27 protein-coding genes are annotated in these 26,266 nt (G+C 66.2%); 10 read left to right on the top strand and 17 right to left on the bottom strand.

Going from position 1 to position 26,266, the window contains the following annotated elements:
• Nucleotides 1-139 precede the first annotated feature (139 nt).
• Nucleotides 140-1,381 carry a DUF885 domain-containing protein gene (locus ACZYZF_RS16315; protein WP_463746279.1) on the bottom strand — a complete coding sequence of 414 codons (1,242 nt, stop codon included), beginning with the start codon at nt 1,379-1,381 and terminating at the stop codon, nt 140-142.
• Nucleotides 1,382-1,411: 30 nt separating this feature from the next.
• Here ACZYZF_RS16315 and coaA point away from each other — a divergent pair, with 30 nt between their 5' ends.
• The gene (coaA, locus tag ACZYZF_RS16310; protein WP_463746278.1) at nt 1,412-2,350 is read left to right on the top strand and encodes a type I pantothenate kinase; all 939 of its coding nucleotides are present in this window, start codon (nt 1,412-1,414) and stop codon (nt 2,348-2,350) included.
• Between the two features lie 65 nt (nt 2,351-2,415).
• On the opposite strand, the gene ACZYZF_RS16305 is transcribed toward coaA, so the two are convergent.
• From ACZYZF_RS16305 to ACZYZF_RS16290, 4 genes are all read right to left on the bottom strand, one after another.
• Entirely contained in the window at nt 2,416-2,826 is a 411-nt protein-coding gene (locus ACZYZF_RS16305) for a hypothetical protein (RefSeq protein ID WP_463746277.1), read from the bottom strand.
• Between the two features lie 122 nt (nt 2,827-2,948).
• Nucleotides 2,949-3,374: a hypothetical protein gene (locus ACZYZF_RS16300; protein ID WP_463746276.1), complete on the bottom strand. Its 426-nt coding sequence runs from the start codon at nt 3,372-3,374 to the stop codon at nt 2,949-2,951.
• A gap of 134 nt (nt 3,375-3,508) precedes the next feature.
• Nucleotides 3,509-4,882 carry a hypothetical protein gene (locus ACZYZF_RS16295; RefSeq protein ID WP_463746275.1) on the bottom strand — a complete coding sequence of 458 codons (1,374 nt, stop codon included), beginning with the start codon at nt 4,880-4,882 and terminating at the stop codon, nt 3,509-3,511.
• A gap of 18 nt (nt 4,883-4,900) precedes the next feature.
• Entirely contained in the window at nt 4,901-5,692 is a 792-nt protein-coding gene (locus ACZYZF_RS16290; protein ID WP_463746274.1) for a (2Z,6E)-farnesyl diphosphate synthase, read from the bottom strand.
• Nucleotides 5,693-5,748: 56 nt separating this feature from the next.
• Here ACZYZF_RS16290 and trhA point away from each other — a divergent pair, with 56 nt between their 5' ends.
• Nucleotides 5,749-6,492 carry a PAQR family membrane homeostasis protein TrhA gene (gene trhA / locus ACZYZF_RS16285; RefSeq protein ID WP_463746273.1) on the top strand — a complete coding sequence of 248 codons (744 nt, stop codon included), beginning with the start codon at nt 5,749-5,751 and terminating at the stop codon, nt 6,490-6,492.
• Nucleotides 6,493-6,553: 61 nt separating this feature from the next.
• On the opposite strand, the gene ACZYZF_RS16280 is transcribed toward trhA, so the two are convergent.
• The 4 genes from ACZYZF_RS16280 to mca are packed head-to-tail and all read right to left on the bottom strand — an operon-like array spanning nt 6,554 to nt 10,097.
• Entirely contained in the window at nt 6,554-6,928 is a 375-nt protein-coding gene (locus ACZYZF_RS16280; RefSeq protein WP_463746272.1) for a nuclear transport factor 2 family protein, read from the bottom strand.
• Nucleotides 6,929-6,938: 10 nt separating this feature from the next.
• Nucleotides 6,939-8,969: a thioredoxin domain-containing protein gene (locus tag ACZYZF_RS16275; protein ID WP_463836279.1), complete on the bottom strand. Its 2,031-nt coding sequence runs from the start codon at nt 8,967-8,969 to the stop codon at nt 6,939-6,941.
• The gene (locus ACZYZF_RS16270; protein ID WP_463746270.1) at nt 8,929-9,234 is read right to left on the bottom strand and encodes a hypothetical protein; all 306 of its coding nucleotides are present in this window, start codon (nt 9,232-9,234) and stop codon (nt 8,929-8,931) included. Before ACZYZF_RS16270 ends, ACZYZF_RS16275 begins: the two co-directional genes overlap by 41 nt.
• A complete protein-coding gene (gene mca / locus ACZYZF_RS16265; RefSeq protein ID WP_463746269.1) occupies nt 9,231-10,097 on the bottom strand; it encodes a mycothiol conjugate amidase Mca in 867 nt (288 codons plus the stop codon). The genes ACZYZF_RS16270 and mca overlap by 4 nt, the downstream gene beginning before the upstream one ends.
• Nucleotides 10,098-10,214: 117 nt before the next feature.
• Here mca and ACZYZF_RS16260 point away from each other — a divergent pair, with 117 nt between their 5' ends.
• From ACZYZF_RS16260 to ACZYZF_RS16250, 3 genes are all read left to right on the top strand, one after another.
• On the top strand, nt 10,215-10,637 hold the full coding sequence (locus tag ACZYZF_RS16260; protein WP_463836278.1) for a DUF4307 domain-containing protein: 423 nt from the start codon (nt 10,215-10,217) through the stop codon (nt 10,635-10,637).
• 240 nt (nt 10,638-10,877) lie between these two features.
• On the top strand, nt 10,878-11,372 hold the full coding sequence (gene greA / locus ACZYZF_RS16255) for a transcription elongation factor GreA (protein WP_454791596.1): 495 nt from the start codon (nt 10,878-10,880) through the stop codon (nt 11,370-11,372).
• Nucleotides 11,373-11,407: 35 nt separating this feature from the next.
• Nucleotides 11,408-12,079 carry a GOLPH3/VPS74 family protein gene (locus ACZYZF_RS16250; protein WP_463836277.1) on the top strand — a complete coding sequence of 224 codons (672 nt, stop codon included), beginning with the start codon at nt 11,408-11,410 and terminating at the stop codon, nt 12,077-12,079.
• Nucleotides 12,080-12,088: 9 nt separating this feature from the next.
• Here ACZYZF_RS16250 and ACZYZF_RS16245 read toward each other — a convergent pair whose 3' ends face one another.
• The 5 genes from ACZYZF_RS16245 to ACZYZF_RS16225 all read right to left on the bottom strand — a co-directional run bounded on the left by ACZYZF_RS16245 (nt 12,089) and on the right by ACZYZF_RS16225 (nt 17,790).
• Complete coding sequence (locus tag ACZYZF_RS16245; RefSeq protein ID WP_463746266.1) at nt 12,089-13,246, bottom strand: cystathionine gamma-synthase; 1,158 nt, start codon at nt 13,244-13,246, stop codon at nt 12,089-12,091.
• Nucleotides 13,247-13,271: 25 nt separating this feature from the next.
• A complete protein-coding gene (locus tag ACZYZF_RS16240) occupies nt 13,272-13,763 on the bottom strand; it encodes a TM2 domain-containing protein (RefSeq protein ID WP_463746265.1) in 492 nt (163 codons plus the stop codon).
• A gap of 145 nt (nt 13,764-13,908) precedes the next feature.
• Nucleotides 13,909-15,048 (bottom strand): DUF2189 domain-containing protein, encoded by a 1,140-nt coding sequence (locus ACZYZF_RS16235; protein ID WP_463836276.1) that lies wholly within the window; start codon nt 15,046-15,048, stop codon nt 13,909-13,911.
• A gap of 268 nt (nt 15,049-15,316) precedes the next feature.
• On the bottom strand, nt 15,317-16,723 hold the full coding sequence (locus ACZYZF_RS16230) for a cystathionine beta-synthase (protein WP_463746263.1): 1,407 nt from the start codon (nt 16,721-16,723) through the stop codon (nt 15,317-15,319).
• A 29-nt stretch (nt 16,724-16,752) separates the two neighbouring features.
• Complete coding sequence (locus tag ACZYZF_RS16225; RefSeq protein WP_463746262.1) at nt 16,753-17,790, bottom strand: alpha/beta hydrolase; 1,038 nt, start codon at nt 17,788-17,790, stop codon at nt 16,753-16,755.
• A 192-nt stretch (nt 17,791-17,982) separates the two neighbouring features.
• On the opposite strand from ACZYZF_RS16225, the gene ACZYZF_RS16220 reads away from it, so the two are divergent.
• Together ACZYZF_RS16220 and ACZYZF_RS16215 are read left to right on the top strand one after the other, a co-directional pair.
• On the top strand, nt 17,983-18,930 hold the full coding sequence (locus ACZYZF_RS16220) for an SGNH/GDSL hydrolase family protein (protein ID WP_463746261.1): 948 nt from the start codon (nt 17,983-17,985) through the stop codon (nt 18,928-18,930).
• A gap of 44 nt (nt 18,931-18,974) precedes the next feature.
• Nucleotides 18,975-20,192 carry an acetyl-CoA C-acetyltransferase gene (locus ACZYZF_RS16215; protein ID WP_463746260.1) on the top strand — a complete coding sequence of 406 codons (1,218 nt, stop codon included), beginning with the start codon at nt 18,975-18,977 and terminating at the stop codon, nt 20,190-20,192.
• A gap of 54 nt (nt 20,193-20,246) precedes the next feature.
• Here ACZYZF_RS16215 and ACZYZF_RS16210 read toward each other — a convergent pair whose 3' ends face one another.
• Both ACZYZF_RS16210 and ACZYZF_RS16205 read right to left on the bottom strand, forming a co-directional pair.
• Complete coding sequence (locus tag ACZYZF_RS16210; protein WP_463746259.1) at nt 20,247-21,104, bottom strand: DUF559 domain-containing protein; 858 nt, start codon at nt 21,102-21,104, stop codon at nt 20,247-20,249.
• A gap of 223 nt (nt 21,105-21,327) precedes the next feature.
• The gene (locus ACZYZF_RS16205; RefSeq protein ID WP_463746258.1) at nt 21,328-22,176 is read right to left on the bottom strand and encodes a Bax inhibitor-1/YccA family protein; all 849 of its coding nucleotides are present in this window, start codon (nt 22,174-22,176) and stop codon (nt 21,328-21,330) included.
• A 175-nt stretch (nt 22,177-22,351) separates the two neighbouring features.
• On the opposite strand from ACZYZF_RS16205, the gene ACZYZF_RS16200 reads away from it, so the two are divergent.
• Genes ACZYZF_RS16200 through ACZYZF_RS16190 form a run of 3 tightly spaced genes read left to right on the top strand, consistent with a single transcriptional unit; the run spans nt 22,352 to nt 25,884 of the window.
• A complete protein-coding gene (locus tag ACZYZF_RS16200; protein WP_463836275.1) occupies nt 22,352-23,401 on the top strand; it encodes an enoyl-CoA hydratase/isomerase family protein in 1,050 nt (349 codons plus the stop codon).
• Nucleotides 23,398-24,174 carry an enoyl-CoA hydratase gene (locus ACZYZF_RS16195; protein WP_463746256.1) on the top strand — a complete coding sequence of 259 codons (777 nt, stop codon included), beginning with the start codon at nt 23,398-23,400 and terminating at the stop codon, nt 24,172-24,174. The genes ACZYZF_RS16200 and ACZYZF_RS16195 overlap by 4 nt, the downstream gene beginning before the upstream one ends.
• 9 nt (nt 24,175-24,183) lie before the next feature.
• The gene (locus ACZYZF_RS16190) at nt 24,184-25,884 is read left to right on the top strand and encodes an alpha/beta hydrolase (protein WP_463836274.1); all 1,701 of its coding nucleotides are present in this window, start codon (nt 24,184-24,186) and stop codon (nt 25,882-25,884) included.
• A gap of 9 nt (nt 25,885-25,893) precedes the next feature.
• On the opposite strand, the gene ACZYZF_RS16185 is transcribed toward ACZYZF_RS16190, so the two are convergent.
• On the bottom strand, nt 25,894-26,262 hold the full coding sequence (locus ACZYZF_RS16185; RefSeq protein WP_463746254.1) for a rhodanese-like domain-containing protein: 369 nt from the start codon (nt 26,260-26,262) through the stop codon (nt 25,894-25,896).
• Nucleotides 26,263-26,266: the final 4 nt, after the last annotated feature.

Raw genomic sequence — 26,266 nt, 5'->3', positions numbered from 1 at the left:
CCGCCCGCATCAAGGTCAGTATTTGCACATTCAACAGTACTTTTCAGCAGCGGATCGACTGCCCGGCCCAAACACTCAGATGGCACGAGCACCGAAAGGCGTGAGCTAGCTCAGCAAAGCAACTGAGCCACTCGCGAGCCTAAACCCCCAGCGTCGACGGGATCAGCGGCTCATCGAGGAGCCGACCGAAGCGCTGGGTCAGCGTGACGCCGGCGGGACGGTCGTCCAACCATCGGCGCAGCAGCCGGTACCCCTCGATGTAGGTGCTCGTATAGGCCCGCCACAACGGCGACGACAGGAACCGCAGCATCTGCCTGGCCCGTACGTCGTCGACCAGAAGCCACCGTTTGAGGAACTCCACCACCTCGTCGACGTCGCGATGCTCGTCGTGCAGCATCAGCGCCGCGTCCTGGCGCACGTCGGCCAGCCCGGCCACCGCCTCCGAGATCACCTCGGCACGCTCCCCGTCGAACCGAAGTCCCACGTCGGCGTAGATGTCGGCAGCCCACGTGCCCCAACCCGGCCCGACGATGGCATGCAACGCCAGGTCGGCCAGACCCTCGGCCATCAGGCACTGCGGGGTGTTGACGAGGAAGATCGTCTGTTCGAGCTGATTGTCGCGGGCGACCAGCCCGGCTTCCTTCCTGCAGTGCTCGGTGTGATGACCGGGATAGGACTCGTGCGCCACCAGCCGGGGCAGGTTGGCCATCTGCTGTTTGAGGTCGGCGTTGACCGCGACGGTGGACTTGTAGTCACCCAGGTAGTAGTTGAACCCCGACCACGGTTTGTCGGTGACCACCTCGTAGGTGATGGTCTCGGTCTCCGGCAGCGGGTACGCGGCGCGCACCTTGTCGCGCAAGGCCGAGGAGAACGCGTGCATGCACTCCTCCAGCCGGGCCGGTGGGATCTCGTCCCCGCTGCGGTGCGCCTGAATCCGCTCGGCCAGTGGCCCGGCGCCACCGAGTGCCTCATCGAGCTTGGCGTGGGCCTGGCGGTATTTCTCCGGATCGCCCTTGCTGATCCGGACATCGAAATAGGCCTGCACCTCGTCTACGAATCCGACCTGCTCACCGGCGAACTTGCGGCCCGCGCAGTTGAGCGCCCGCAGATGCGCGGCAATGTATTCGGCGCGGTCGCGGTCGAGGTCGTCGGGGATCTGGGCCAGTAGCCGATCCGCTTGCCGAGCAAGATCGGCCGGGTCCGGCGCAGGCTCGTTCTCGACCGCACGGCGTAGTTGTGGGTCACCGGTGAAGGAGTCGACGTAACCGTCCTCGACGCGGTCGAAGCGCAGGCCGAGGAGCAGATATTCGCGAATGAGCGTGGCCGCGTCCGTCACCGTGTCGGTTCCGGAGCCCGTCTTTTTCTCGATCCCGTTAGCCATGCCCCCAACCGTAGATGTAAGACTGATCGGATGCCGCGGCCGAGCGAGCCGAGCCCCTATGTGGAGTTCGACCGAAGTCAATGGCGTGCACTGCGCATGTCGACACCGCTGAAACTCACCGAGGACGAGCTGCTGCGCCTGCGGGGTATGGGCGAGAAACTCGACATTCTCGAGGTCGAAGAGGTCTATCTGCCCCTGGCCCGGTTGATCCACCTCCAGGTGGCCGCCCGGCAGCGTTTGTTCGCCGTAACTTCGGAGTTCCTCGGTGAGCCGCAGCAGAATCCGGACCGACCCGTGCCGTTCGTCATCGGCGTCGCGGGCAGCGTGGCAGTCGGGAAATCGACCACCGCCCGTGTGCTGCAGGCCCTGCTGGCCCGCTGGGGTCACCATCCCCGCGTGGATCTGGTGACCACCGACGGGTTCCTCTACCCCAACAACGAGCTCAACCGCCGGAACCTCATGCACCGCAAGGGGTTCCCGGAGAGCTACGACCGGCGCGGGTTGATGCGGTTCGTCACCGCGGTGAAATCGGGCGCCGACGAAGTCTGTGCGCCGGTGTATTCACACCTGCTCTACGACATCGTGCCGGGCGAGAAGCAGGTGGTGCGGCATCCGGACATTCTGATCCTGGAGGGCCTCAACGTCCTGCAGACCGGACCGGCGCTGATGGTCTCGGACCTGTTCGATTTCTCGGTGTACGTCGACGCACGTATCGAGGACATCGAACAGTGGTACATCTCGCGGTTCCTGACGATGCGCTCGACGGCGTTCGCCGATCCCGCCTCGCACTTCCACCACTACTCGACCCTGACCGATGAGCAGGCGGTGTTCGCAGCCCGTGACATCTGGCATTCGATCAACCGGCCCAACCTGATCGAGAACATCCTGCCGACCCGGCCGCGCGCCACCCTGGTGCTCCGCAAGGACGCCGACCATTCGATCAACCGGTTGCGACTGCGCAAGCTGTAGCGGCTCGGGCATCGGGTCACAGACAGCGCCCAGAGCCGGGGCCCTGGGCGCTGTACGGCGAAAGATCAGGCCGGGATGCGCTTGACCCCGACGTACTGCCACTCGGCCATCGCCAACGTGTAGATACCGGTGGCGATGATGAATACGACGCCCGCAGTCGTGGGCGCCATGGTGAAAACGGCGACCAGGGCGATCACCGTGCACGTCGCGTTGGCGATCACGGTGCCGATGCCGGCGGGACGCACCCGCTCGATCCCGGCCAGGGCGAACACCGCGATGCCGTAGACGACCGAGAAGATGCCGACGCCGTATTCGACGGATGCCGGCAGCCCGGTGAGATCTGCGAACCACCCGGCCGCGGCCAGCAGTGCGATCCCGCTGATGCCGACAAGGACTGCGTCCAGCCGCATTGCCAGGCGCAGCAGCGAATCGGTTCTCTTGGTGCCTGCGGATCCGGTGGCGGTGATGGCGGTCATGATTCTCCTTCTTTCCGGTGGTGTTCTCGTGTCGTGCAATCACTTCGGGTGGTGGAGCACGGTGCGGGGATACGCGTCGTAACCTCTTCCGCCGGCACCCCCGCACCGGCTCTCCGACGGAGTCACGCCAGGCGGCGCACTCCGCGGTATTGCAGCCAGGCCAGTACTGCGGTGGCACTGACGAATCCGAGTACCAACTCGTTCCCGGTCCCGGTCAACGCCAGCCGGCCGGTCGCGATGGCGACGACCGTGACGATCGCGAAGGCCACGTTGCCGACGAGGACGCCGACGCCGACGCGCCGGACCCGCGACACCGCGGCCAGGCCGTACAGCAGGACGCCGTAGGCGACGAGTGCGCCGCCGACGAGCCACCCGGCCGTGGCCGACAGACCGGCGATGCGGGCCAGCTGATCGGCGGCCATGGACGCCAGCAGGCCAACGCCGGCGCACACGGTGGCATCAGCGCGCAGAGCGAATCTCAGCAGGGAAGCTTCCGAAGCCGAGTCGGTGGTGGAGTCGGCCAAAGGTTGGTTCAGCGTGGCGGTCATGTCGGGCTCCTCGGGACGAGGGTGTCGATTGGTGGGACACCTCCGACCCTGCCCAGCGGGCGCTGCCAGATCGACGCCAAACACTGCCAAGCACTGCCAAACCCAGGTCAGGCGGTTTCTGGAGTGGGAACTCTCTATCGGCCCGTGGAGCCGACTGCCGGCGCCAGATCGCCGCGCAGGTCCGCGGCGATCACGCGCGCCGCCGCGTTCTGCCAGTTGTGCAGTGACCGCTGCGGCACCTCGGTGACGAACCACTGCCAGGCCTGCCGTGCCACCGGGTCCAGCCCCGCAGCGGTGGCGTTCTGCGCATAGGCGCGGACCCCGACGACGTACGGGAAGTACAGCGAGTTGTAGTGGCGCCACTGCTCGGTGGTGCCGAAGTCACCGCTGTCGCGAGGCTTGAGTGCGGCGATGCGGTCGGCCAGCAACGCCTTGAGTTCGTTCGCGCGCTCCAGTGGCTGGTCGGGCGCCCCGCGTTGGGTGAGCCGGGCGTCGATGGCGGGCAACGAGGTCAGCGGGCTGGCGACCAGCTTGGACAGATCGCCGTAATGGCCGAGGGCACGACGGGTGAGTCGGGCGAAGGCGTCGTCGTCGATGCCACCCAGCGGGTGATCCGATCGCAGCGGCAGCGCAGCCTCGGTCTGGCGCAACGCTTCACGATCAGCGCGCAGGTCCGGAGACCGCGCGAATGCCAGCCGGTCGAACAGCCCGGCCAGCGGATCGGCCAGCACTTCCACGGCGACCGCGACAGCCAGGCTGGTGAACAGCAGGATCGTCATGACGGTGCGGCCGGTCCCGGCGTCGAGCACATACATGCCGATCAGAGCCTGGGCAGCGAACGGAACAGCGATCACCAGCGTGCCGATGATCGAGCGGCGCATGTCCGCACGTAACGCCTGTCCTTCGTCGAACGCATCCCAGATCGCGACCGCCACGCCGAGCAGAGCGACGTCGAATCCGGTGGAGGCCAACGCCAACCAGCTGGGCACCAACCCGAGCGGGATCACCAGGATCGCGTTGCCCAGTGCGAAGAACAGCGTCGCGACGATGATGAAGCCCACGACAGATCCCGGTTTCGCGCCGCCGACCACCGCCTTGATCATGGCGCCCAGCGAGGACACCGAGATGACCGCGAACATCACCCAGTGACCGGTCCGCAACGGCCCGTCGACGCTGCCCGCCAGCGCCGCCCCGGCGAACGCCAGCACCGCCACGGCGAAGATCGCCGCGATCTCACCCACGCGGGACCGGAACGTATCGGCAGGGCGAGCAAGTTCGACCATCACTGCGAACCAGGCGATACCCGGCACCGCGACGAGATAGATCTCGACGCGACTGAGCGTTTCCGAGCCGGTGACGAGCCGGACCGCATCGAGCGCGACCACGAGCGCGAAACTGGTCAGCCCGATCGCCGCGAGGGCCAGGACGGGCTTACGCGGATCGCGGGCGAGAAGGTAGAGCCCCAGCCACCAGCTGAGGGTGAAAACCACTGCCGACAGCGCAGCCATGCCTCAAGTCTGGCACGCCTACTTTCCGAAGCGACGATGCCGGGCGGTGTAATCGCGCAATGCGCGCAGGAAGTCGACACGACGGAACGCCGGCCAGTACGCCTCGGTGAACCACATCTCCGAATATGCGCTCTGCCACAACAGGAATCCACTGAGCCGTTGCTCACCCGAGGTGCGGATGACAAGGTCCGGATCGGGTTGGCCCGAGGTGTAGAGGTTCTCCGAGATCCCCTCTACGGTGACGGATTCGACGAGTTGTTCGGCGGTGGCACCGTTGGCAAGTTGCTTCGACAGGAGTGAGCGCACGGCGTCGACGATCTCCTGACGTCCGCCGTAGGCGACGGCGACGTTCACGTGGAACTTCCCGCCCCTGCCGTTCGTCGATTCGACGGCCTCGCGCAATCGACGGGCCGGCTCCTCCCCCAACAACTCCAGGTCACCGACGGTGCGCACAGTCCAGGTGTTCGACGGGGCGCAGATCTCCTCGACCACGTCGGTGATGATCTCCAGCAGGGCGGACAGCTCATCGGGATCGCGCTGCAGGTTCTCGGTCGAGAGCAGATAGACCGTCGTCATCTCGATGCCGGCGGCCTGGCACCAGCGCAGCATCTCGGCGATCTTGGCGGCGCCCATCCGGTAACCGATGCTGACATCGTCGTAACCTGCGTCACGCGCCCAGCGGCGGTTGCCGTCACACAGCACGGCGATATGGCGAGGTAGCTCGGATTTGGACCGCGTCAGTTCCTGACGCAACCGCATCTCGTAGAGCCGATAGGCCGGTTCCTTGAGCCGCGGGGGAATGATGTCCACGAGAGTCCAGACTACTGTGAGCGTCGGGGTACACCATGGTTCTCAATGGAGGTGACATGACCGCGCCGACTGGTAGCACCAAGCCCTACCGTTCAGCAGCCGCGCTGAACCGGCCTGCAGAAGACCTGCCCGAGGCTGTCGCCGAAGGCGTCGCCCAGTTCCTGGGTCGGCCACGGGCACGCGGCTGGATCCACGTGTACTCGGCGTTCATCGCGTTCATCGCCGGTGCCGCGCTGGTGTCGGTCTCGTGGTCGCTGGAGTCCACCCGGGCCGGGCTGGCCACGCTGCTCTACACCTTCACGATCGTGGCGATGTTCGCCGTCAGCGGCACGTATCACCGGGTGACGTGGAAGTCACCCGGCGCCCGCAAATGGATGAAGCGCCTCGACCACTCGATGATCTTCATCTTCATCGCCGGCAGTTACACCCCGTTCGCGCTACTGGCGCTGCCCGAATCCAAAGGCATGGTGCTGTTCTGGATCGTCTGGGGTGGGGCGATCGCCGGTGTGTTGCTCAAGATGTTCTGGCCGTCGGCACCACGCTGGCTGGGCGTCCCGCTCTACATCCTGCTGGGCTGGGTCGCGGCCTGGTTCATCGGGCCGATCATGCACGGAGCCGGGGTGGCCGCGGTGGTGCTGCTGATCGTCGGCGGCGCGCTCTACAGCATCGGCGGCGTGCTCTACGCGCTCAAATGGCCCAACCCGTGGCCCACCACGTTCGGCCATCACGAGTTCTTCCACGCCTGCACCGCGGTGGCAGCGATCTGCCATTACATCGCCATGTGGTTCGCCGTCTTCTGATTCTCTTCGGCAAGAGGCCCCGCACCACGACCGAAGCGATGCGGGGCCGAAGACAACGCTTTTAGAGCGTGACGGCGTCGGCCTGCGACCAGTAGGCCTTCATCGCGGTGATCTTGCCCTCGCCGTTGAACACCATCACATCGATGGGCTCGATTCGCATGCTGCTGGTGCCGAAGTCCAGCGTGAGCCGGAAGTGGAAAGCGGCCTCGTGGCCGGCCACCCGCAGCGTCACCAACTCAGCCTTGCCTTTGACGTTCTCGACGTTGGCGTAGAAGCCGCGGATGGCAGCGCGTCCGATGTGGACCTCACCGCCGCCCACCGGATCCTCGACGGTCGCGTCGTCCGCGTACAGCTCGGCGATTTCGTCAGCAGTTCCGCTGGAGACCAATTCGAGGTAGCGATTGACGGTCTGGGTGATTTGCTCGGCGTTGGGCATGGCCGCGAGGCTACACGGCACCACTTCCGCCGTCTGGTGGTTGGCCACCCAGTGAGACTGCGAGATCCCCGACCGTCGTGACCGGCAGATCGCACACCGTCCCGCGGCACACGTAGGCGGCGTCGGCGCCGGCCACCCGGTCGCGTCCCCGAAGCAACGGCGAGGAGTCTGCGGCGCCCCCGATCACCAGCGCCCCACCGGGTGCCAACCGGCGCGCGGCGCCCAACAGCGGCGACGACGGATCGCCGGCCACCGCGATCTGGATGGGCCCGCGGACCTGCGCCTCGGCCACCGCCAGCCAGTGCCCACCGGAGCGCGCCGCGCGAGCCAGGATCGGCGAGGCCGACGACAAAGTCGCCTGTGCCGCATCCACATAGCGCTGCGAGCCGATCAGGTACCCCGCCGCCAGCAGGGCCTCGGCGATCAGCGACGCGCCCGACGGTGTCGCACCGTCGATCGCGTCGGAGGGACGCACCATCAGCTGCTCGGCGTCGTCAGCCGTATCGAACCAACGGCCCGGCTGATCGGGATCGGCAAAACGTTCGAGCGCGATATCCAACAGACCAACCGCCTCGTCCAACCCGAACCCGGTGAGCTGGTGCAGCGTCAGCAATGCGGTGGCCAATGCCGCGTGATCCTCGAGAATCGCCGCACTTTCCCCGACCCTGCCGCCCAGGCTGGCTCGGCGCAGCCGGCCGTCCACCATGTGGAGGTCCAACAGACGACGTGCGCATTCTACTGCCGCAGAAAGTAATTCGGGCCGCCCGAGGGCCACGGAGGCTTCGGCCAGCGCCGTGATGGCCAGGCCGTTCCAGGCGGTCACCACCTTGTCGTCTCGAGCCGGTTGGGGCCGCAGGGCGCGTGCCGCCGACAATCTGGCGCGCACCGACTCGAAGCGCGCATCGTCGTCCGGGTCGCGGTGCAGTTGCAGCACCGAAGCGCCATGCTCAAACGTGCCGCGCTCGGTCACCCCGAAAAGTGAAGCCGCCCAAGCCCCGTCGGCCTCACCCAATACGGAGCGCAGCTCAGCCGGAGTCCACACGTAGGTCAGCCCTTCGTGCCCACCGGCGTCGGCATCCAGCGAGGAGGTGAACATGGCACCCGTACCCAGATCTGATGTGATGAACGCGGCCGTCTCCGCAGTCACCCTGCGCGCCAACGGATCCCCGGTGCGCCGCGCCAGGTGGGCATAGGCGCGCAACAGCAACGCGTTGTCGTAGAGCATCTTCTCGAAGTGCGGCACCACCCACTGCGGATCGACGCTGTAGCGGGCGAATCCCCCGGCCAGCTGGTCGTAGACACCGCCACGGGCCATCGCGGCACATGTCCGCTCGACGGCCCCCAACGCCGCGCCCGAACCCGTGCGTTCGTGGTGGCGCAGCAGCCCCTCCAACAACGCCGAGGGTGGGAACTTGGGCGCACCGCCAAAGCCGCCGTGCGCCACGTCTTCGTCGTTCAGCACGGCGGCCACCGCGTGATTGCACAGCTCGGGCCCCACCGGCGCCCCGCCGCCGGGTAGCCCGGCCGACATCGAGCGCAGTTCGTCGGCGATCTGATCGGAGGCGCGCTCGACCTCGTCTCGCCGGTCCCGCCACGTTTCGGCGACCGCGTCCAAAAGTTGCAGGAACCCGAGCTTCGGGTAGTAGGTCCCGCAGAAGAACGGCCGGCCATCCGGGGTCAGGAAGCAGGTCATCGGCCAGCCGCCCTGCCCGGTGAGGGCGACGGTGGCGTTCATGTAGACCGCGTCCAGATCCGGACGCTCCTCGCGGTCGACCTTGATGCAGACGAATCCGTCATTGAGCACCGCGGCCACGTCGACATCTTCGAACGATTCATGCGCCATCACATGGCACCAGTGGCAGGCCGCATATCCGATGGACAACAGGATGGGGACGTCCCGCGAGGCGGCCTCAGCGAGCGCCTCGGGCGACCATTGCCGCCAGTGCACCGGGTTGTCGGCGTGCTGGCGCAGGTACGGGCTGGTGGACCCGCCGAGCGCGTTACCCGCTACCGGGCTCACGGGGCGGACCTTGATGGTCATCGGGTGCGCTGTTCACCGCGCCGTCGTCGTCGGTGTTCTCCACCGTGCCTTCGTCGGCAGCCTGGTCGGGCTCGGGGTGTTCCCGGTCGAAGGACTCGGGCAGCTTGCGCAGGTGGCGGTTCATCGACCACACCAGCGCGAAGGTGCCGATCAGCAGCGCCACCGTGACCAAGAGGCCGAGCGGTGTCGCCTTACCGAACTCCGGGCCGGTATTTCGTGGCTCGTCGGCGAGCAGTGTGATCACTGCGGTCAAAGTGTCGATCATTTCTCAATCCCGGTGAACAGGTCGTCTTCCGGCAGATTCACCGGAACACGCGACCGCGCCAACTCGAACTCCTCAGTCGGCCAGAGCCGCTGCTGCCATTCGATCGGCGCATGGAAGAAATCGCCTTTCGGGTCGATCTGGGTCGCGTGTGCGCGCAGCGCATCGTCACGCTGACTGAAGTACTCCGAGCATTCAACACGGGTGGTGACCCGGTTGGCGAACGGGTCATGGTCGGGGTCCCAGTGCTCCAGCCATTTGCCGAAGGGCCCCTGCCGACCGTCCTTGGCGAACTCGTCCTGCAGCAGTTGCATGCGCTCACGCAGGAAACCGTGGTTGTAATACAGCTTCGACACGTTCCATGGCGTCCCGGCATCGGGATACAGCCGGTAGTCGCCGGCCGCCTCGTAAGCCGCCACCGAGACCTCGTGGCAGCGGATGTGGTCGGGGTGGGGGTAACCACCGTTCTCGTCATAGGTGGTCAGCACGTGCGGCTGGAACTCCCGGATCACCCGGACCAGGCGGCCGACCGGCTCGGCGAGCGGCACACACGCGAAACAGCCGTCCGGCAGCGGGGGCATCGGATCACCCTCGGGTAGGCCCGAGTCGACAAATCCCAGCCAGTGATGCTCGACGCCGAGGATCTCCGCGGCCTTGGCCATCTCGTCCCGGCGCACCTCGCTGATCCGGCCGTGGACCTCGGGGAGGTCCATCGCCGGATTGAGTATGTCTCCGCGCTCGCCACCGGTGAGCGTCACGACCATGACGCGCACACCTTCGGCCGCATAGCGCGCGGTAGTTGCCGCACCCTTGCTGGACTCGTCGTCCGGGTGGGCATGTACCGCCATCAACCGCAGTTCACTCATTTCGCTTTCATCTAACTACGGCGCCCTCTTACCTATGCCCGATACCTGGCCCACGACCCCCGACCCGCTCCCTGGGCGTCGGTGGCCAACCTGTCTCGCCCTATAGTTCCAGTTCTGATGATCGAACGCCCTGCCGCCCGATACGGATCCCGCCAATTGTCCCGACGGACCCGGCGAACGATCACGTTTGCACTGGTCGGCCTGGTGGTGGCCGCGGGGGTCATCCTGGCGGTCGTGGCCTTCCAGCGGTTGGGCACCGGAGAGGTGAAAGGCGAGCTCTCGGCCTACGAACTGGTCGACAGCCAAACCGTGTCGGTGACGATCGGGGTGACCCGGCCCGACCCTTCGAGGCCGGTGGTGTGCATCGTTCGGGCCCGCTCGATGGACGGGAGCGAAACCGGGCGACGTGAAATCTTGGTGAGCCCCTCCGATCGGCGGGTGGTGCAGGTGACCGCCGAGGTGAAATCCAGCCGACCCCCCGTGATGGGCGATGTCTACGGTTGCGGGACGGATGTGCCGTCCTACCTGGTAGCGCCCTGAATTTGACGCTGGCAACAAACCACGAACAGCCATTACGTGAAGATTCGTTGGCCGCTCGGTGGTACGATTGTGCGATACACGGTTCCTCGCTGGGGCCGTGTATTGCTGCATTAGCGCTCAGTTAGGCGCTTCCGTCCGCGGCAATACACGCGCCTGCCCCTCGGCCTGGAAACGACGGACTTCGCATGCGAAGAGGGCGTGAGAGCGCCGCACGAGCAAGATAGACAGGAGCGCGAGAACATGACCGACACACAGGTCACCTGGCTCACTCAGGATGCATTCGACCGGTTGAAGGCGGAGCTGGATCAGCTGATCGCCAACCGGCCGGTGATCGCCGCCGAGATCAACGACCGTCGAGAAGAGGGCGACCTGCGCGAGAACGGTGGCTACCACGCCGCCCGCGAGGAGCAGGGCCAGCAGGAGGCCCGCATCCGCCAGCTGCAGGAACTCCTCAACAACGCGAAGGTCGGTGAGGCACCCAAGCAGTCCGGTGTCGCGCTGCCCGGTTCGGTCGTCAAGGTCTACTACGACGACGACAAGAAGGACACCGAGACGTTCCTGATCGCCACCCGCCAGGAGGGCATCAGCGTCGGCAAGCTCGAGGTGTACTCCCCCAACTCACCGCTGGGCAGTGCACTGATCGACGCCAAGGTCGGCGAGTCGCGCACCTACACGGTGCCCAACGGCAACACCGTCAAGGTCACCCTGGTCAGCGCCGAGCCCTATCACGCCTGACGGGTCGACACGGGGGAAGCACTACAGTCGGGGAAATGGCGCAAATCGCCGAAGACCTGTTCTTGCTGTTGCTGGACAACGCAGCTGCCCAACCCGCGCTTGACCGCCATCGCAGGGAGAAAGTACTCAGCGCCGCAGTACTACTGGACCTGGCTTACGCCTGCCGGATCCGCCCTGCCATGGCAGACGAGCCGATCGAGGCCGGCCGGTTGATCGCGTTGGCCGGCGATTGGCCCGCCGATCCGGTCGGCGACCCGGCGTTCCAGCTACTGCAACGTCGGCCGCTTTCGGCGGAGTCTGCGCTGGCCAAGCTGAGCAGGCACACCCAGACCACCCTGGAACAGCATCTCGAACACATCGGGCAGATCCGGCGGGTCCGCATGCCCGGCAAGGGTTTTCCGGGCAAGACCGTCTACTGCTGGCCACTGGCCAACCGGGAAAGGGTCAGCCAGGCGCGGGAGGCCCTGTTGGCCGCACTGTTCGAAGGCCACAACCCCGTACCGGCGATCGCCGCGATCATCTGCCTGCTGCACGCGGTCGACGGCTTGGGCGCGATATTGAGCCTCAATGACCGGGGCTGGCGCTGGGTGCATGCGCGGTCCACCGAAATCGCCACGGGCATCTGGGTGGACGAGACCGCGTCGGCACTGCCCGAGATGAATCTGGCAGTGACGACGTCGGCGTTACGTCCGGCCCTGATGGCCTAGCGCCCGGCGTTACTTCCCGAGCGCTTGCTCCAGGTCGGCCAGCAGGTCGGCAGCATGCTCGATACCCACCGACAGCCGCACCAGGTTGTCCGGTACCTCCAGCTGCGAGCCCGCCGTCGACGCATGCGTCATGGCCCCCGGGTACTCGATCAACGACTCCACCCCGCCGAGCGACTCGGCGAGAATGAAAAGCTCAGTGCGCGAACACAATTCACGTGCCGCTCGAGGTCCACCGCGTAGCTGCAGGCTCACCATGCCGCCGAAACCGGACATCTGTCGCGCCGCCACATCGTGGTTGGGGTGGCTCACCAGACCGGGATAGAGCACGGTCTCGACCGCCGGGTGCCCGTCGAGGAATTCGGCTATCAGCGCGGCGTTTTCGCTGTGCTGACGCATCCGCAGCACCAGCGTCTTGAGCCCGCGCATGGTGAGGTATGCGTCGAAGGGACCCGGCACCGCTCCAGCACCGTTCTGCAGGAATGCGAATGCCGCGTCGAGTTCCTCGTTGTTGGTCAGCAGCGCGCCGCCCACCACATCCGAGTGCCCACCGATGTACTTGGTGGTGGAATGCAGCACGATGTCGGCACCCAGCAGCAGCGGCTGCTGCAGTGCAGGCGAGGCAAACGTGTTGTCCACCAACACCTTGACGCCGGCGGACGACGCGATCTGGACGATTCCCGGGATGTCGGCAACGGTCAGCAGCGGGTTGGTGGGCGTCTCCACCCAGATCAGCCGGGTTCGCGGGGTGAGTGCCGAGCGCACCGCGTCCAGGTCGCTCAACGGAACCGGGGTGTGGGTGACCCCCCACTGCGAGAACACCTTGTCGATGAGCCGGAACGTACCGCCGTAGGCGTCATCGGGAATCACCACGTGGTCGCCGGGTCGCAACACCGCGCGCAGGGCACAGTCGGTGGCGGCCATACCCGAGCTGAAGGCGCGCCCATAGGCGGCTTCCTCGACCGCGGCCAGCGCCGATTCCAGTGCCTGCCGCGTGGGATTTCCGGTACGGGCGTACTCGAATCCACCGCGCAACCCGCCGACGCCATCCTGGGCGAAGGTCGAGCTGGCGTAGATCGGCGTGTTGACGGCTCCGGTGCCCGGATCGGGACGGTAACCGGCGTGGATGGCTTTTGTGGCCAGACCGTGCCACCTGCGCTGTTCACTCATAACGTGTCGAGCCTATCGCGGCCGTTCAGTTTCGCAGCTTTCGTCCGTACTGGTCGGGAACTGATCGGGTGAACATCATGATCGCATCCACCAGAGCCCAGATCCCGACGCCGACAATCACAAAGATCCCGACGATGAGAATCGATGTGAGGATGCCGAGGATGGTCAGCCCCAGTTGGATCGCGCCGATATTGGTGGAGCCTATGTAGAAACGCCCGACACCGAAGCCACCCAGAAACAGCTGCAACAGACCGGCGGTCACAGCCGATTTGTCAGACAGCGGCTCCCCGGTCTGCGGATCGCGACCGAACGGAGCCGACGGGTCGGCTGGATACGCGCCGTAAGGCTGCGGCTGCCCGGGGTACCCGGCCGGGAAGCCCTGCGGCGGATAGCCTGCGGGCGGGCCCTGAGGCGGATAACCGCCGAATTGCGGAACTCCCTGCGGAGGCGGGAATTGCGGAGGCATGGCCTGCGGCGGCACTCCGTACATGTCTCCGGGTTGATTTGGTGTCGACATAGCGGCCCCGACTTTCTCGAATGCACCGAGCTCCGATATGGATTCGGCTTCGGCAGGCTAGCTGAAATGATGTCACGGAACACAGCGCCCACGGCGCAGGCATTTCTGCCGTACGCGCCGTGGGCGCTGAGGTCGGTTGTTCTACCTACGGGGTCAGCGGTGCCACCGGGCCACCGCTGAGCCGACGCCAGGCGTACACCTGGATGAGCAGGATCAACGGGATGCCCACGATCAGACCGAGCAAGCACGGGATCGACCCGACGATCGCGATGGCAGCCATCACCAGCACAGTGAGAAACACCGTGCCGAAGTTGGCCTTCACGAGTTCGAAGCTTGCCTTGACCGCGTCGACTGCCTTGAGATTGCGGTCCACCGCGGCGACCGTCGTAAACAGGAACAAGACGGCGATGAGCACGCTGGCGATGAAGGCCAGCGGCATGGTCACCCACCAGAGCCCGGGCACCAAGGCCGTCGGGAGCGACAGCACGAAGTTGACCGCGAACGTGATCGCACCGACGATCACCGTCGCAAGGATCACGTTCATGACGTTGCGCGGCTTGAAGAACGATCCGATCGTCACCTGTTGCCCGTTGGCGATGTCGACCAGGCCCGCGGTGTAGGCCGCGGCGATCCACCCGCTGACGATCAACATCAAGATCGACCCGATGAACATCACGATGCTGCCGGCAACCCCGAGATCGTCCGATGATGCCGAGAAACTGAAGCCGTTTCCACCCGACTCGTAGCTGCTGGTGGAACCGGGCGACACCGCCGCTGCAATGAGCGTGACGACAACCCAGACGGCTGCCGATGCCGCGCCGAACACGAGCCCCGGCACGATCAGCTCGACCGGATGCTTGAGGAACTTGTTCCACGCCCACGAGAAGGCATCACCGACGTTGTAGGGCGCGCCGCCGAATCCGGGTCCGCCCGCGGGCGGGTAGCCGGGAGCCCCATAGCCGGCAGGCGGATACCCACCGGGCGGAGGGTAACCACCGGGCGGCGGATAGCCACCGGGAGGCGGATAGCCACCGGGAGGCGGATAACCGCCGGCGCCACCGGCGGGAGGCGGCGGCGGATAGCCGCCGCCCTGCGGTGGCTGCGGCGGCGGATAGCCCCCCTGCTGGGGCGGGGGCGGATAGCTGCCAGGGGGAGGCGGCGGGTAGCTGCCACCCGGCGGCGGGGGCGGCGGTGTGAAGCCCCCGTGCTGGGGCGGAGGTGGAGGCGGATAGCCACCCTCCGGCGGCGGCGGGTAATTCCCGGGCGGGGGCGGTTGATCGGTCACGTCGAAAGCTCTCCTCATCTTCCGATAGCGCTCCGCAGGCGGACGCTACTTTCTGCCAGCACCTAGACGGACAGACTGCTCCACACGCAGATTACGCATCGTCAACCCCGTTTGACAGGACAACACGAGCGTCTTCGCCGGGCGCAGCGGGCCGGTCGTCACCGCGGGCAGCGACGGTCTACGAGTTTGCTAGCCCTAGGCCAACTCACCCTAGCTGAGAAGTCGCTGGAGACAAGGTATTCCACGCGACTCAATACGCTGGATCGCGCTAGTGTCGCCCGCCGCCATCGGACAGGAAGCCGAGCAGGTCGTGGCGGGTGAGCACACCGACCGGTTTGCCCTCTTCGACGACCATCACCGCGTCGCATTCACGCAGCGTCTTCGCCGCGGTGGAAACCAACTCCCCCGCACCGATGAGCGGCAATGGCGGGCTCATGTGCTCGGCAACGGCGTCGGCCAGCTTCGCCCGCCCTTCGAACACCGCGGACAGCAGTTCCCGCTCGGAGACACTGCCTGCCACCTCGCCCGCCATCACCGGAGGCTCGGCGCCGACCACCGGCATCTGGGAGACGCCGTATTCGCGGAGGATGCCGATCGCGTCGCGCACCGTCTCCGACGGATGGGTGTGCACCAGGTCGGGCAGCGCACCGGACTTGCCGCGCAGCACATCGCCGACGGTCGACTGTTCGATCGAACCGTCGAGCCGGTTGCGCAGGAAACCGTAGGACGACATCCATGCGTCGTTGAAAATCTTTGAGAGATAACCGCGTCCGCCGTCGGGCAACAGCACCACGACGACCGAGTCGGGACCGGCCTTGCGAGCCACCTCGAGTGCGGCCACCACCGCCATGCCACAGGACCCACCGACCAGCAGTGCCTCTTCGCGGGCCAGCCGCCGGGTCATGTCGAACGAATCGGCGTCGGACACGGCGATGATCTCGTCGGGGACCGCAGGATCGTAGGCCGACGGCCAGAAATCCTCACCGACGCCTTCCACCAGGTAGGGACGGCCCGTGCCGCCGGAGTACACGGAGCCCTCGGGGTCGGCCCCCACCACCTTCACTGGGCCTTCTGCACGCTGTCGGGATATCTCCTTGAGATACCGGCCCGCACCGGTGATGGTGCCGCCGGTGCCGACGCCCGCCACGAAATGCGTGACCGTGCCGTCGGTGTCGGCCCAGATCTCCGGACCCGTCGTCTCGTAGTGACTCTCCGGTCCCATCGGGTTGGAGTACTGGTCGGGCTTCCAGGCGCCGTCGATCTCCTCGACGAGCCGGTTGGAGACGCTGTAGTAGCTGTCCGGGTGATCCGGTGGCACCGCCGTCGGGCACACCACAACCTCGGCACCGTAGGCGCGCAACACATTCTGCTTGTCCTCGCTGACCTTGTCCGGGCAGACGAAGATGCACTTGTAGCCGCGGGTCTGGGCCACCAGCGCCAGTCCGACCCCGGTGTTACCGGATGTCGGCTCGACGATGGTGCCGCCGGGCTTGAGCTCGCCGCTGGCCTCGGCGGCGTCGATCATCTTGGCGGCAATGCGGTCCTTGGAGCTGCCACCGGGGTTCAGGTACTCGATCTTGGCCAAGACCATTCCTGAGCCTTCTGGGACAACCGAGTTCAGCTGTACCAGCGGGGTATTGCCGATGAGCTCACTGATGTGCCTGGCGATGCGCATACGTCAATGGTCTCAGGCCCGCGAATCGCTTACCAGGTGGCCTCTCGAATGTATTCGCCGATCTGGCGCAATGAGCGCTGCGCTTCAGACACCAGCGGCGACGCAAGCTGGAAGACATGCATCTGACCGGGCCAGATCCGGAGCTCGACCGGAACCCCGGCGGCGGCCAGCATGTGCGCCCCTTTGCGCGCATCGCTGAGCAGAACCTCCGAGCCGGACGCATGGATCAGCGTGCGGGGCAGGCCGGGCTCGACGTGATCGAGGGGCTCGTAGACGTGCTCGCCCTTGCGTTTGGCCGCAGCCTCCACGAGTTCGACGAGTGCGTCGAACGCCTTGGCGGGGAACATCGCGTCAGAGTGGATGTTCGGGTGGTTGGCCCTCGACTCGTTGTCGATCTCGAACAGGGGCGACATCGTCACGATGGCGGCGGGGACCTCCCCCTCGTCGAGCAGGCGCTCGGCCAAGGCCAGCGACAGGTAACCACCTGCCGAGTCGCCCGCCAGCACGATCTGGTCCGGTTCGTAACCGGTCAGCCGCAGCCACTGGTAGGCGTCGTAACAGTCCTCGATCGCGGTGCCCACCGAGTGCTTGGGGACCATGCGGTAGTCGACGACGAACACCGGGCTGTCGGCATATCCCGACAGCGCGGTCACGATGCCGGAGTGCGTGTTGGCTCCGCAGGCCAGGAACGCGCCGCCGTGCAGGTAGAGGATGACGCTGCGCTTCCCGTCGGCGGGCAGTACGCCGTCGGCGCGGACCAGCTGCGCGGTGCAGTGAGGCAGCGCGATGGTGGCTTTGATGGTTCCGGGGACCGGGCGGATCAGCCTGGCAGCGAAATTGACCAGCCCGAAAGGCCACGGCAGATGCGGTACATGGCTACCAATTGCCAGGGTCGGCTTGATTGTCAGCATGGCCGCCAGCGAAGCCAATCGGCCGGCCAGACTCGGGCCGTCCTCGACCACCTCGACGGGCGCGCCGTCACTGACCGGGAACCTACGCCCGCGGTGGGCCCTAGCTGGGCTTATACCAGCCTGATGAGACCTGGATACCTTACTCGGTGCGGTCATCGTCACCACTTCCTACGTCTTTGTAGTGCTAGGTGCGCTTCGTCACTCAGACAACCCGGGTAACTTAGCTTGACATCCGTAAACAGTTCAACAGTCAAATAAACTGAATTGATACCGGACTTGATACAGCACCGTGATCGCCACGATGAGGCGCCACGCGGATTACCCGTCTGATCGACCTAGACTGATCGCGTGGGCACACCGCGTCGGTCGACCGTCGCCCTCGCCGCTGCGGCGACGTTGGCTTCTACGGGATCGGCCTATATCGGAGCACGCAACCTGTTGAGCGGGCAGGCCAACAAGGCCCGTCAGGTCATCCCAAAATCCTGGGACATCCCGCCCCGCGCCGATGGCGTGTATCTCCCGGGCGGCGGGCCCGTCGAGAAATGGGAACGCGGGGTCCCCTTCGACCTGCACCTGATGATCTTCGGCGACTCCACGGCCACCGGATACGGCTGCCGGGTGCCCGACGAAGTGCCCGGAGTTTTGATCGCGCGCGGCGTGGCCGAGCAGTTCGGCGAACGAGTCCGCTTGAGCACCAAGGCGATCGTCGGCGCCACCTCGAAAGGGCTGTCCGGCCAGATCGATGCCATGTTCGTGGCGGGCCCACCACCGGATGCTGCCGTGATCATGATCGGCGCCAACGACATCACCAAACCCAACGGCGTCGGGCCGTCGGCCCGCCGCGTCGGCGACGCGGTGCGGCGGCTGCGGGCGGCAGGAGCCGTCGTCGTGGTCGGCACGTGCCCCGATTTCGGGGTGATCACCGCCATCCCTCAACCGTTGCGCGCGTTCGCCCGCGCGCGTGGCCTGCGGCTGGCCCGCGCCCAGGCCGGCGCCGTGCGAGCGGCCGGGGGCATACCCATACCGTTCTCCGATCTCCTGGCCAGCGACTTCCACAAGGCCCCTGACCTGCTGTTCTCCGAGGACATGTTCCATCCGTCGGCAGCCGGCTACGCGCTCGCGGCCAAGCAGTTGCTGCCCGCGCTGTGCACCGTGCTCGGCGAGTGGGACGGTGACGCGGCGCTGGAATCCGGCGCCGCCGACACCAGGACGTTGCTGACCCGGCTCGGCGGTGTCAGCAGGCTGTGGCACCGCTCAACCGGGGTGCCCGCACCCATCGTGGTGACCGCGGGCTAGTTTCAATCTGAGTTTTCTAAGCCATTCGATCAGCAGGAGCCGTCATGCCTGAAGCCGTCATCGTTGCCACCGCCCGCTCACCGATCGGCCGCGCCGTCAAGGGATCGCTGGCCACCATGCGCCCCGACGACCTGGCCGGCCAGATGGTGCGCGCCGTGCTGGACAAGGTGCCGTCGCTGGATCCGCGCGACATCGACGACCTGATGATGGGCTGCGCCCAGCCCGCCGGTGAGGCCGGCTACAACATCGCGCGCGCGGTGGCCGTCGAGCTCGGCTACGACTTCCTGCCGGGCACCACTGTCAACCGGTACTGCTCCTCGTCACTGCAGACCACCCGGATGGCCTTCCACGCCATCAAGGCCGGTGAGGGTGACGTGTTCATCTCCGCGGGTGTAGAGACGGTGTCGCGCTTCGGCGTCGGCGCCGCCGATGGCGCCCCCAATTCCAAGAACTCGCTGTTCGAAGAGGCCCAGGCGCGCACGATCACGCAGGCCGAGGGCGACATCAAGTGGCATGACCCGCGCGAGGACGGCCTGATCCCGGACGTCTACATCGCCATGGGCCAGACCGCCGAGAACGTCGCCACCTACACCGGCATCAGCCGCGAAGACCAGGACCACTGGGGCGTGCGTTCACAGAACCGTGCTGAGGAAGCCATCAAGAACGGGTTCTTCGAGCGCGAGATCGTCCCGGTGACGCTGCCCGACGGCACGGTCGTCTCCACCGATGACGGGCCGCGTGCCGGCACCTCCTACGAAAAGATCAGCCAGCTCAAGCCGGTGTTCCGGCCCAACGGCACGATCACCGCAGGTAACGCGTGTCCGCTGAACGACGGTGCCGCCGCCGTCGTCATCATGAGCGACACCAAGGCCAAGGAGCTGGGCCTTACCCCGCTGGCCCGCATCGTCTCCACCGGGGTTTCCGGTCTCTCGCCGGAGATCATGGGCCTGGGCCCGATCGAGGCAATCAAGAAGGCGCTGGCCAAGGCCGGCAAGAAGATCTCCGACATCGACCTGGTCGAGATCAACGAGGCGTTCGCCGTGCAGGTGATCGGCTCGGCTCGTGAGCTCGGCATCGACGAGGACAAGCTGAACGTGTCCGGCGGCGCGATCGCGCTGGGCCACCCGTTCGGCATGACCGGCGCCCGCATCACCGCCACGCTGCTGAACAACCTCCAGACCTACGACAAGACGTTCGGCATCGAGTCGATGTGCGTCGGTGGCGGCCAGGGTATGGCGATGGTTCTGGAGCGTCTCTCCTAGTTTGCCTGCGTTGACTCTGCGTGCAGGGCGCGAAAGTGCGAGTAACCCGCGCCCTCACCGCAGAGTCAACGGCTCGGCAACCTCATTCCACGCAAGACGTAGACGCCGGAGGATGTCCACCCGACGGTGGCCCTTGGCCACTTGGATCGTGGTCCAACCGGCTCGCCTGATGTATTCGTGGCGGACGATGTCGTAACCAAGCGCATCAGCATGCTGTACGCCGTCGTATTCGACCGCGAGCATGTGCTCCTCCCATCCCATATCCAGGTAATACCTTGCTTGGCCGTTCCGACCCGGCACCGAGATCTGTGTTTGCGGTCGCGGGTAGCCATCGTCGATGATCATGAGACGAAGCCAGGTTTCCTTGGGCGACTGGGCACCCGGGTCGTAGATATCGAGCGCAGACTCAAGCTGACGTAGCCCACGTGTGTGCCGATGACGAGCCGCCAGCGCCAAGACATCAGCAGCTTTGAATCCAGTCGCATTGCCGAGTGCGTCGAGGCGCGCCACCGCCTCCCCGAGTGGGCCGCGCCTGCCGAGATCGAATGCCGTCCGCTCGGGCGTCGTCACGTTCATCCCGTCGAGCCGTTGAAACTCCCCCGGCTGCAACAGATCGGTGCGGGTGATGACTCCCCGCGGAGGCCTCGCATTCGCCCAGATCAGCTCGACTGGAACGTCGTCGTCAACCCACTCTGCGCGATGCATCGCGGATGCCGCGAGACCCGCGACCACCGCTTCGCGATGCGACCACAACCACGCTGCCTGCGTCCGCCGCCGCAAAGTCGGAGTAATCCGCTTGTCCAGGTACACATTTGGCATCAGCGATCGGTAGTAGCGGCGCAACTCGTAGCGGTTCACCGCACCGCATGCCAAAGCCTCACTGCCGACGAAGGCATCACTTCCAATGTCCATGGCCACAGGCTGGTTTCAGTTGCCGACATTCGTCGCCCACCGCACCATCCGGGGCTTCGCGATGTGGATGAATCTTCGCTTGGGGATAACCATCTCGCGCATGCCACCCGTTTGGCTCTGCGCTCAGGGTGCAAACGTGCGAGAGACCTGCGCCCTCCTCGCAGAGTCAACCCAAAAGAAAAAGGCGCCCGCAATCGCGGACGCCTTTCTCGGGGCAGGGTTGCTAGTCGTTGTTGAAGTACGACAGCAACCGGAGGATCTCGATGTACAGCCAGACCAGCGTGACGGTCAGGCCCAGGGCGATGCCCCATGCGGCCTTCTCCGGAGCACCGGCACGGATCATCTGGTCGGCGGCATCGAAGTCGATCAGGAAGCTGAACGCCGCCAGCGCGATCACGAACAGCGAGAACGCGATGGACAAGCCGCCGCCCGAACGCAGGCCGAGGCCTTCACCGCCGCCGACACCGAACATCGCGAGCACGAAGTTCACGAGAACCAATGCCAGCACGCCGAACATCGCGGCGACGATCATCCGGGTGAACTTGGGCGTCACGCGGATGGCGCCGGTCTTGTAGACCACGAGCATGCCGATGAACACACCGATCGAGGCCACGACGGCCTGGAAGATCATGGAGGGCCCACCGCTGGACACCAGGTTGGCGAACAGGAACGACGCCGCGCCGAGGAACAGGCCCTCCAGCGCCGCATACGTCAGCACGATGGCCGGGTTGTCCTGCTTGCGCCCGAAGGTCGCGATCAGCACCATGACCAGACCGCCGAGGCCGCCGATCAGGGTGAACGGCATCATCAGGGCCGTATTTCCGGCCACGAGGAAGTAGGACACGACCGCGACGGCCGACACGACGGCCAGCGTGATGCCGGTCTTGGTGACGACGTCGTCGATGGTCAGCGGGCGGGAAACGCCCGTCTGCGGCTGCTCCAAGTACTCCTGCGCGTAGGGCTGCGCATGCACCTGCTGTGCACCGAAGCCGCTGGCTCCGGTGCCGAATTGTGCGTATCCGCCCTGCGTCTTGGGCAGGCTGCGGAATACCGGGTTGCTGGTTTCGCGCACCGTCGGATCCTCTCTGATGAGATGTGTTCGAGTACGAACTAGTAGCTCAACGATCAATGGTCCTGCTGGGTTCCCGTCGACGACTACAAACTCTCAGGAAACTTCCAGGTTTGATCTTGGGGCAAACCCTACCCGTAGCGCACCACAACTGGGGCGCCGAACTAGATTGCAACTCGTGACAGAAAACGAGGACGTCCTAGTAAGTGTCCGGAACGGCGTCGGGATCCTCACGCTGAACCGGCCCAAGGCGATCAACTCGCTCAACGACGCCATGGTCGCGGGCATCTCCGAGGCGCTGCACGCCTGGGCGAACGACGACACGATCCACACCGTGCTGCTGACCGGCGCCGGCGAACGTGGCCTCTGCGCGGGCGGTGACGTGGTCGCGCTCTATCACAGCGCCAAGGCCGACGACGGGGCAGCGCAACGGTTCTGGTACGACGAATACCTGCTCAACGCCTATATCGGCAGCTATCCGAAGCCCTACCTGGCGGTGATGGACGGCATCGTCATGGGCGGTGGCGTGGGCATCGCGTCCCACGGCAACATCCGGGTGGCGACCGATACCACCAAGATGGCGATGCCCGAGGTCGGCATCGGCTTCATCCCCGACGTCGGCGGTACCTATCTGCTGTCGCGGGCCCCGGGCCGGTTGGGACTGCACGCCGCGCTCACCGGCGCACCGTTCTCCGGGGCCGACGCGATCGCCATGGGTTTCGCCGATCACTACGTGCCCCATGACAAGCTGGCCGCCTTCACCGAGTCCGTCGTCGCCGACGGCGTCGAGAACGCCCTGGCCACCTACGCCATCGAGGCGCCGGCCAGCCCACTTCTCGAACAGCGCGGCTGGATCGACGAGTGTTATGCCGGCGACACCGTGGCCGACGTCGTCGCCGCACTGCGCGGCCATGACGAGCAGGCTGCCCGCGACGGCGCGGACTTGATCGCCACCCGCTCCCCCGTCGCCCTTTCGGTCACGCTGGAAGCGGTGCGCCGGGCCGCCGAGCTGGAGACACTGGAGGACGTGCTGCGGCAGGAGTACCGAACCTCGTGTGCCTCGGTGAAATCGCATGACTTCGTCGAGGGCATCCGCGCCCAGCTCGTCGACAAGGACCGCAACCCGCAGTGGTCCCCTACCTCGATCGCAGCGGTCACCCCCGCCGATGTCGAGGCGTACTTCGTTCCGGCCGACCCCGATCTGACCTTCCAGGAGGACAACCAATGAGTGAGTTCGAGACGATCCTGGTGACCCGTACCGACCGGGTCGCCACCATCACGCTGAACCGGCCCAAGGCGCTCAATGCGCTCAACACCCAGGTGATGACCGAAGTGACCACGGCCGCAGCCGAACTCGACCGTGACCCGAGCGTCGGCGCGATCATCGTCACCGGCAATGAGAAGGCGTTCGCCGCCGGCGCCGACATCAAGGAGATGGCCGAACTGTCGTTCGCCGACGTGTACGCGGCCGACTTCTTCGAACTGTGGTCGAAGTTCGCCGACACCCGCACGCCCACGATCGCCGCGGTTGCCGGGTATGCGCTGGGCGGTGGCTGCGAACTGGCGATGATGTGCGACATCCTGATCGCCGCGGACTCGGCGAAATTCGGCCAGCCCGAGATCAAGCTGGGTGTGCTGCCGGGCATGGGCGGCAGCCAGCGGCTGACGCGGGCGATCGGCAAGGCCAAGGCGATGGACCTGATCCTCACCGGCCGGACCATCGACGCTGTCGAGGCCGAGCGCGCCGGCCTGGTGTCACGCCTGGTGCCCGCGGACTCACTGATCGACGAGGCCCTGGCCGTGGCCGCGACCATCGCCGGGATGTCCCTGTCGGCGTCGCGGATGGCCAAGGAGGCGGTCAACCGGGCCTTCGAGTCCAGCCTGGCCGAAGGACTGCTCTACGAGCGCAGGCTGTTCCACTCGGCCTTCGCCACCGCCGACCAGAAGGAAGGCATGGCGGCGTTCTCGGAGAAGCGCGCCGCCAACTTCACCCATCGCTAAAGTCGACGGGTGACCGAGACCGCCGAATCCGAGGCCGACGCACCCGAAGTCCAGTCAGGTGGTGCAGAGAAGCCGGTGTGGTGGGCACGCCATTACACGTTCTTCGGCACCGCGGTGGGTCTGGTGTTCGTCTGGTTCTCACTCACACCGTCGCTGCTGCCCCGCGGGCCGCTGTTCCAGGGCCTGGTCAGCGGCGGCGCCGGCGCAACCGGGTACGGCCTCGGCGTTTTCGGGGTGTGGCTGGTCCGCTACATGCGTTCGGCGGAAACCAGCCCGAAAGCCCCCAAGTGGGCCTGGTTGTCCTTGCTCGTCGTGGGTGTCGTCGGACAGATCCTGATGATCATCTACTTCCACGTCTGGCAGGACGAGGTCCGCGACTTCATGGGTGTGCCCCGGCTGAAGTTCTGGGATCACCCGCTGACCGCGGTGCTGTCACTCGTGGTCCTGTTCGCGTTCGTCGAGATCGGGCAATTGGTCCGCAAGCTGGTGCGTTTCCTGGACCTCAAGCTGGATCGCTTTCTGCCACCGCGGGTTTCGGCCGTTATCACGGTGGCGCTGCTGCTTGCGCTGTCGATCGCGCTGCTGAACGGTGTGGTGGTCCGGGTGGCGATGAGCACGATCAACCGGACGTTCGCGGCCGTCAACGACGAGAGCGATCCTGACTTCGCCGCCCCGACGTCGGTCCTACGCTCGGGCGGCCCACAGTCATTGGCCGACTGGGAGTCGCTGGGCCATCAGGGTCGGGTGTTCGTCTCGGCCGGCCCTACTGTGCAACAGCTTTCGCGGTTCCACGGTAAGCCTGCGATCGAACCGATCCGCGCCTACGCGGGTCTGCATTCCGCCGATGGCATCAAGGCCACCGCGGCCCTGGCGGCCAGGGAGTTACAACGCACCGGCGGCCTGGACCGCGCCGTGATCGCGGTGGCGACCACGACGGGCACGGGCTGGATCAACGAGGCCGAGGCCTCCGCCTTGGAATACATGTACAACGGCAACACCGCGATCGTGTCGATGCAGTACTCATTCCTGCCGAGTTGGTTGTCGTTCCTGGTCGACCAGGAGAACGCGCGGCAGGCCGGGCAGGCGTTGTTCGAGGCCGTCGACACACTGGTCCGGGCGATGCCGGAGGCCAAGCGCCCCAAACTGGTGGTGTTCGGCGAGAGCCTGGGATCGTTCGGCGGCGAGGCACCGTTCCTGTCGCTGAACAATCTCGTCGCCCGCACCGACGGTGCGCTGTTCTCGGGCCCGACGTTCAAGAACACGATCTGGACGACGCTGACCCGCGACCGCGACGCCGGTTCGCCGGAGTGGTTGCCGATCTACGACAACGGCGAGAACGTGCGGTTCAGTGCGAAAGCCGAAGATCTGGACCGGCCCGATGCGCCGTGGGGCCACCCCCGCGCGGTGTATCTGCAGCACGCCTCGGACCCGATCTCGTGGTGGACGCCCGACCTGTTGTTCGCCAAGCCGGATTGGCTGCGTGAGCCACGTGGGTACGACGTATCGCCACGGATGGAATGGATCCCCATCGTGACGTTCCTGCAGGTGTCCGCGGACATGGCGGTGGCGGTCGATGTGCCCGACGGCCACGGCCACGTCTACGTCAAGAACGTCGCCGACGCATGGGCGGCGATCCTACAGCCGCCGGGCTGGACGCCGGAGATGACCGAGAAACTCCGCCCCATGCTGAGCAACAACGAAAACGCCTGAGGCGCAACCTCACACGTGACCGGCGGCGACCAGCGCGTGATAGCCGCCGACGACGTCGGTGGACCGGTGCAGACCGAGGTCGACCAGCGCCGCCGCGGCGAGGCTCGACGTGTAACCCTCCGAGCACAGGATCACCCAGTAGACGTCGTCGTCGACTGCCTGCGGTATCCGCGCATCACTGGTCGGGTCGCAGCGCCACTCCAGCACGTTGCGCTCGATGACCAGCGCACCGGGTACCGAACCCTCGGCGGCACGCTGGGCAGCGGGGCGAATGTCGACCAGGACGGCACCGGCGTCAAGGGCCTCGGGAAGGTCTTCGGCGGGGAGTCGGTGCAGCCGGGTCCGGGCCTGCTCCAGCACGGTGGCGATTCGGCTCATTTCA

Source organism: Mycobacterium sp. IDUB_24 (assembly GCF_055419385.1).
The sequence above is the reverse complement of the archived record's forward strand: the minus strand, read 5'-3'. Positions and strand labels throughout refer to the sequence as shown.

Bases quoted from the DNA above. Each gene is read 5' to 3' on its own strand.
- ACZYZF_RS16315 (WP_463746279.1), bottom strand. From the start codon at position 1,381: ATGGCTAACGGGATCGAGAAAAAGACGGGCTCCGGAACCGACACGGTG.
- ACZYZF_RS16295 (WP_463746275.1), bottom strand. From the start codon at position 4,882: ATGGCTGCGCTGTCGGCAGTGGTTTTCACCCTCAGCTGGTGGCTGGGG.
- ACZYZF_RS16260 (WP_463836278.1), top strand. From the start codon at position 10,215: ATGATCGAACGCCCTGCCGCCCGATACGGATCCCGCCAATTGTCCCGA.
- ACZYZF_RS16195 (WP_463746256.1), top strand. From the start codon at position 23,398: ATGAGTGAGTTCGAGACGATCCTGGTGACCCGTACCGACCGGGTCGCC.
- ACZYZF_RS16275 (WP_463836279.1), bottom strand. From the start codon at position 8,969: ATGACCATCAAGGTCCGCCCCGTGAGCCCGGTAGCGGGTAACGCGCTC.
- ACZYZF_RS16185 (WP_463746254.1), bottom strand. From the start codon at position 26,262: ATGAGCCGAATCGCCACCGTGCTGGAGCAGGCCCGGACCCGGCTGCAC.
- ACZYZF_RS16245 (WP_463746266.1), bottom strand. From the start codon at position 13,246: ATGAGTGAACAGCGCAGGTGGCACGGTCTGGCCACAAAAGCCATCCAC.
- ACZYZF_RS16280 (WP_463746272.1), bottom strand. From the start codon at position 6,928: ATGCCCAACGCCGAGCAAATCACCCAGACCGTCAATCGCTACCTCGAA.
- greA (WP_454791596.1), top strand. From the start codon at position 10,878: ATGACCGACACACAGGTCACCTGGCTCACTCAGGATGCATTCGACCGG.
- mca (WP_463746269.1), bottom strand. From the start codon at position 10,097: ATGAGTGAACTGCGGTTGATGGCGGTACATGCCCACCCGGACGACGAG.
- ACZYZF_RS16270 (WP_463746270.1), bottom strand. From the start codon at position 9,234: ATGATCGACACTTTGACCGCAGTGATCACACTGCTCGCCGACGAGCCA.
- ACZYZF_RS16230 (WP_463746263.1), bottom strand. From the start codon at position 16,723: ATGCGCATCGCCAGGCACATCAGTGAGCTCATCGGCAATACCCCGCTG.
- coaA (WP_463746278.1), top strand. From the start codon at position 1,412: ATGCCGCGGCCGAGCGAGCCGAGCCCCTATGTGGAGTTCGACCGAAGT.
- ACZYZF_RS16300 (WP_463746276.1), bottom strand. From the start codon at position 3,374: ATGACCGCCACGCTGAACCAACCTTTGGCCGACTCCACCACCGACTCG.
- ACZYZF_RS16225 (WP_463746262.1), bottom strand. From the start codon at position 17,790: ATGACCGCACCGAGTAAGGTATCCAGGTCTCATCAGGCTGGTATAAGC.
- trhA (WP_463746273.1), top strand. From the start codon at position 5,749: ATGACCGCGCCGACTGGTAGCACCAAGCCCTACCGTTCAGCAGCCGCG.
- ACZYZF_RS16215 (WP_463746260.1), top strand. From the start codon at position 18,975: ATGCCTGAAGCCGTCATCGTTGCCACCGCCCGCTCACCGATCGGCCGC.
- ACZYZF_RS16240 (WP_463746265.1), bottom strand. From the start codon at position 13,763: ATGTCGACACCAAATCAACCCGGAGACATGTACGGAGTGCCGCCGCAG.
- ACZYZF_RS16210 (WP_463746259.1), bottom strand. From the start codon at position 21,104: ATGGACATTGGAAGTGATGCCTTCGTCGGCAGTGAGGCTTTGGCATGC.
- ACZYZF_RS16250 (WP_463836277.1), top strand. From the start codon at position 11,408: ATGGCGCAAATCGCCGAAGACCTGTTCTTGCTGTTGCTGGACAACGCA.
- ACZYZF_RS16305 (WP_463746277.1), bottom strand. From the start codon at position 2,826: ATGACCGCCATCACCGCCACCGGATCCGCAGGCACCAAGAGAACCGAT.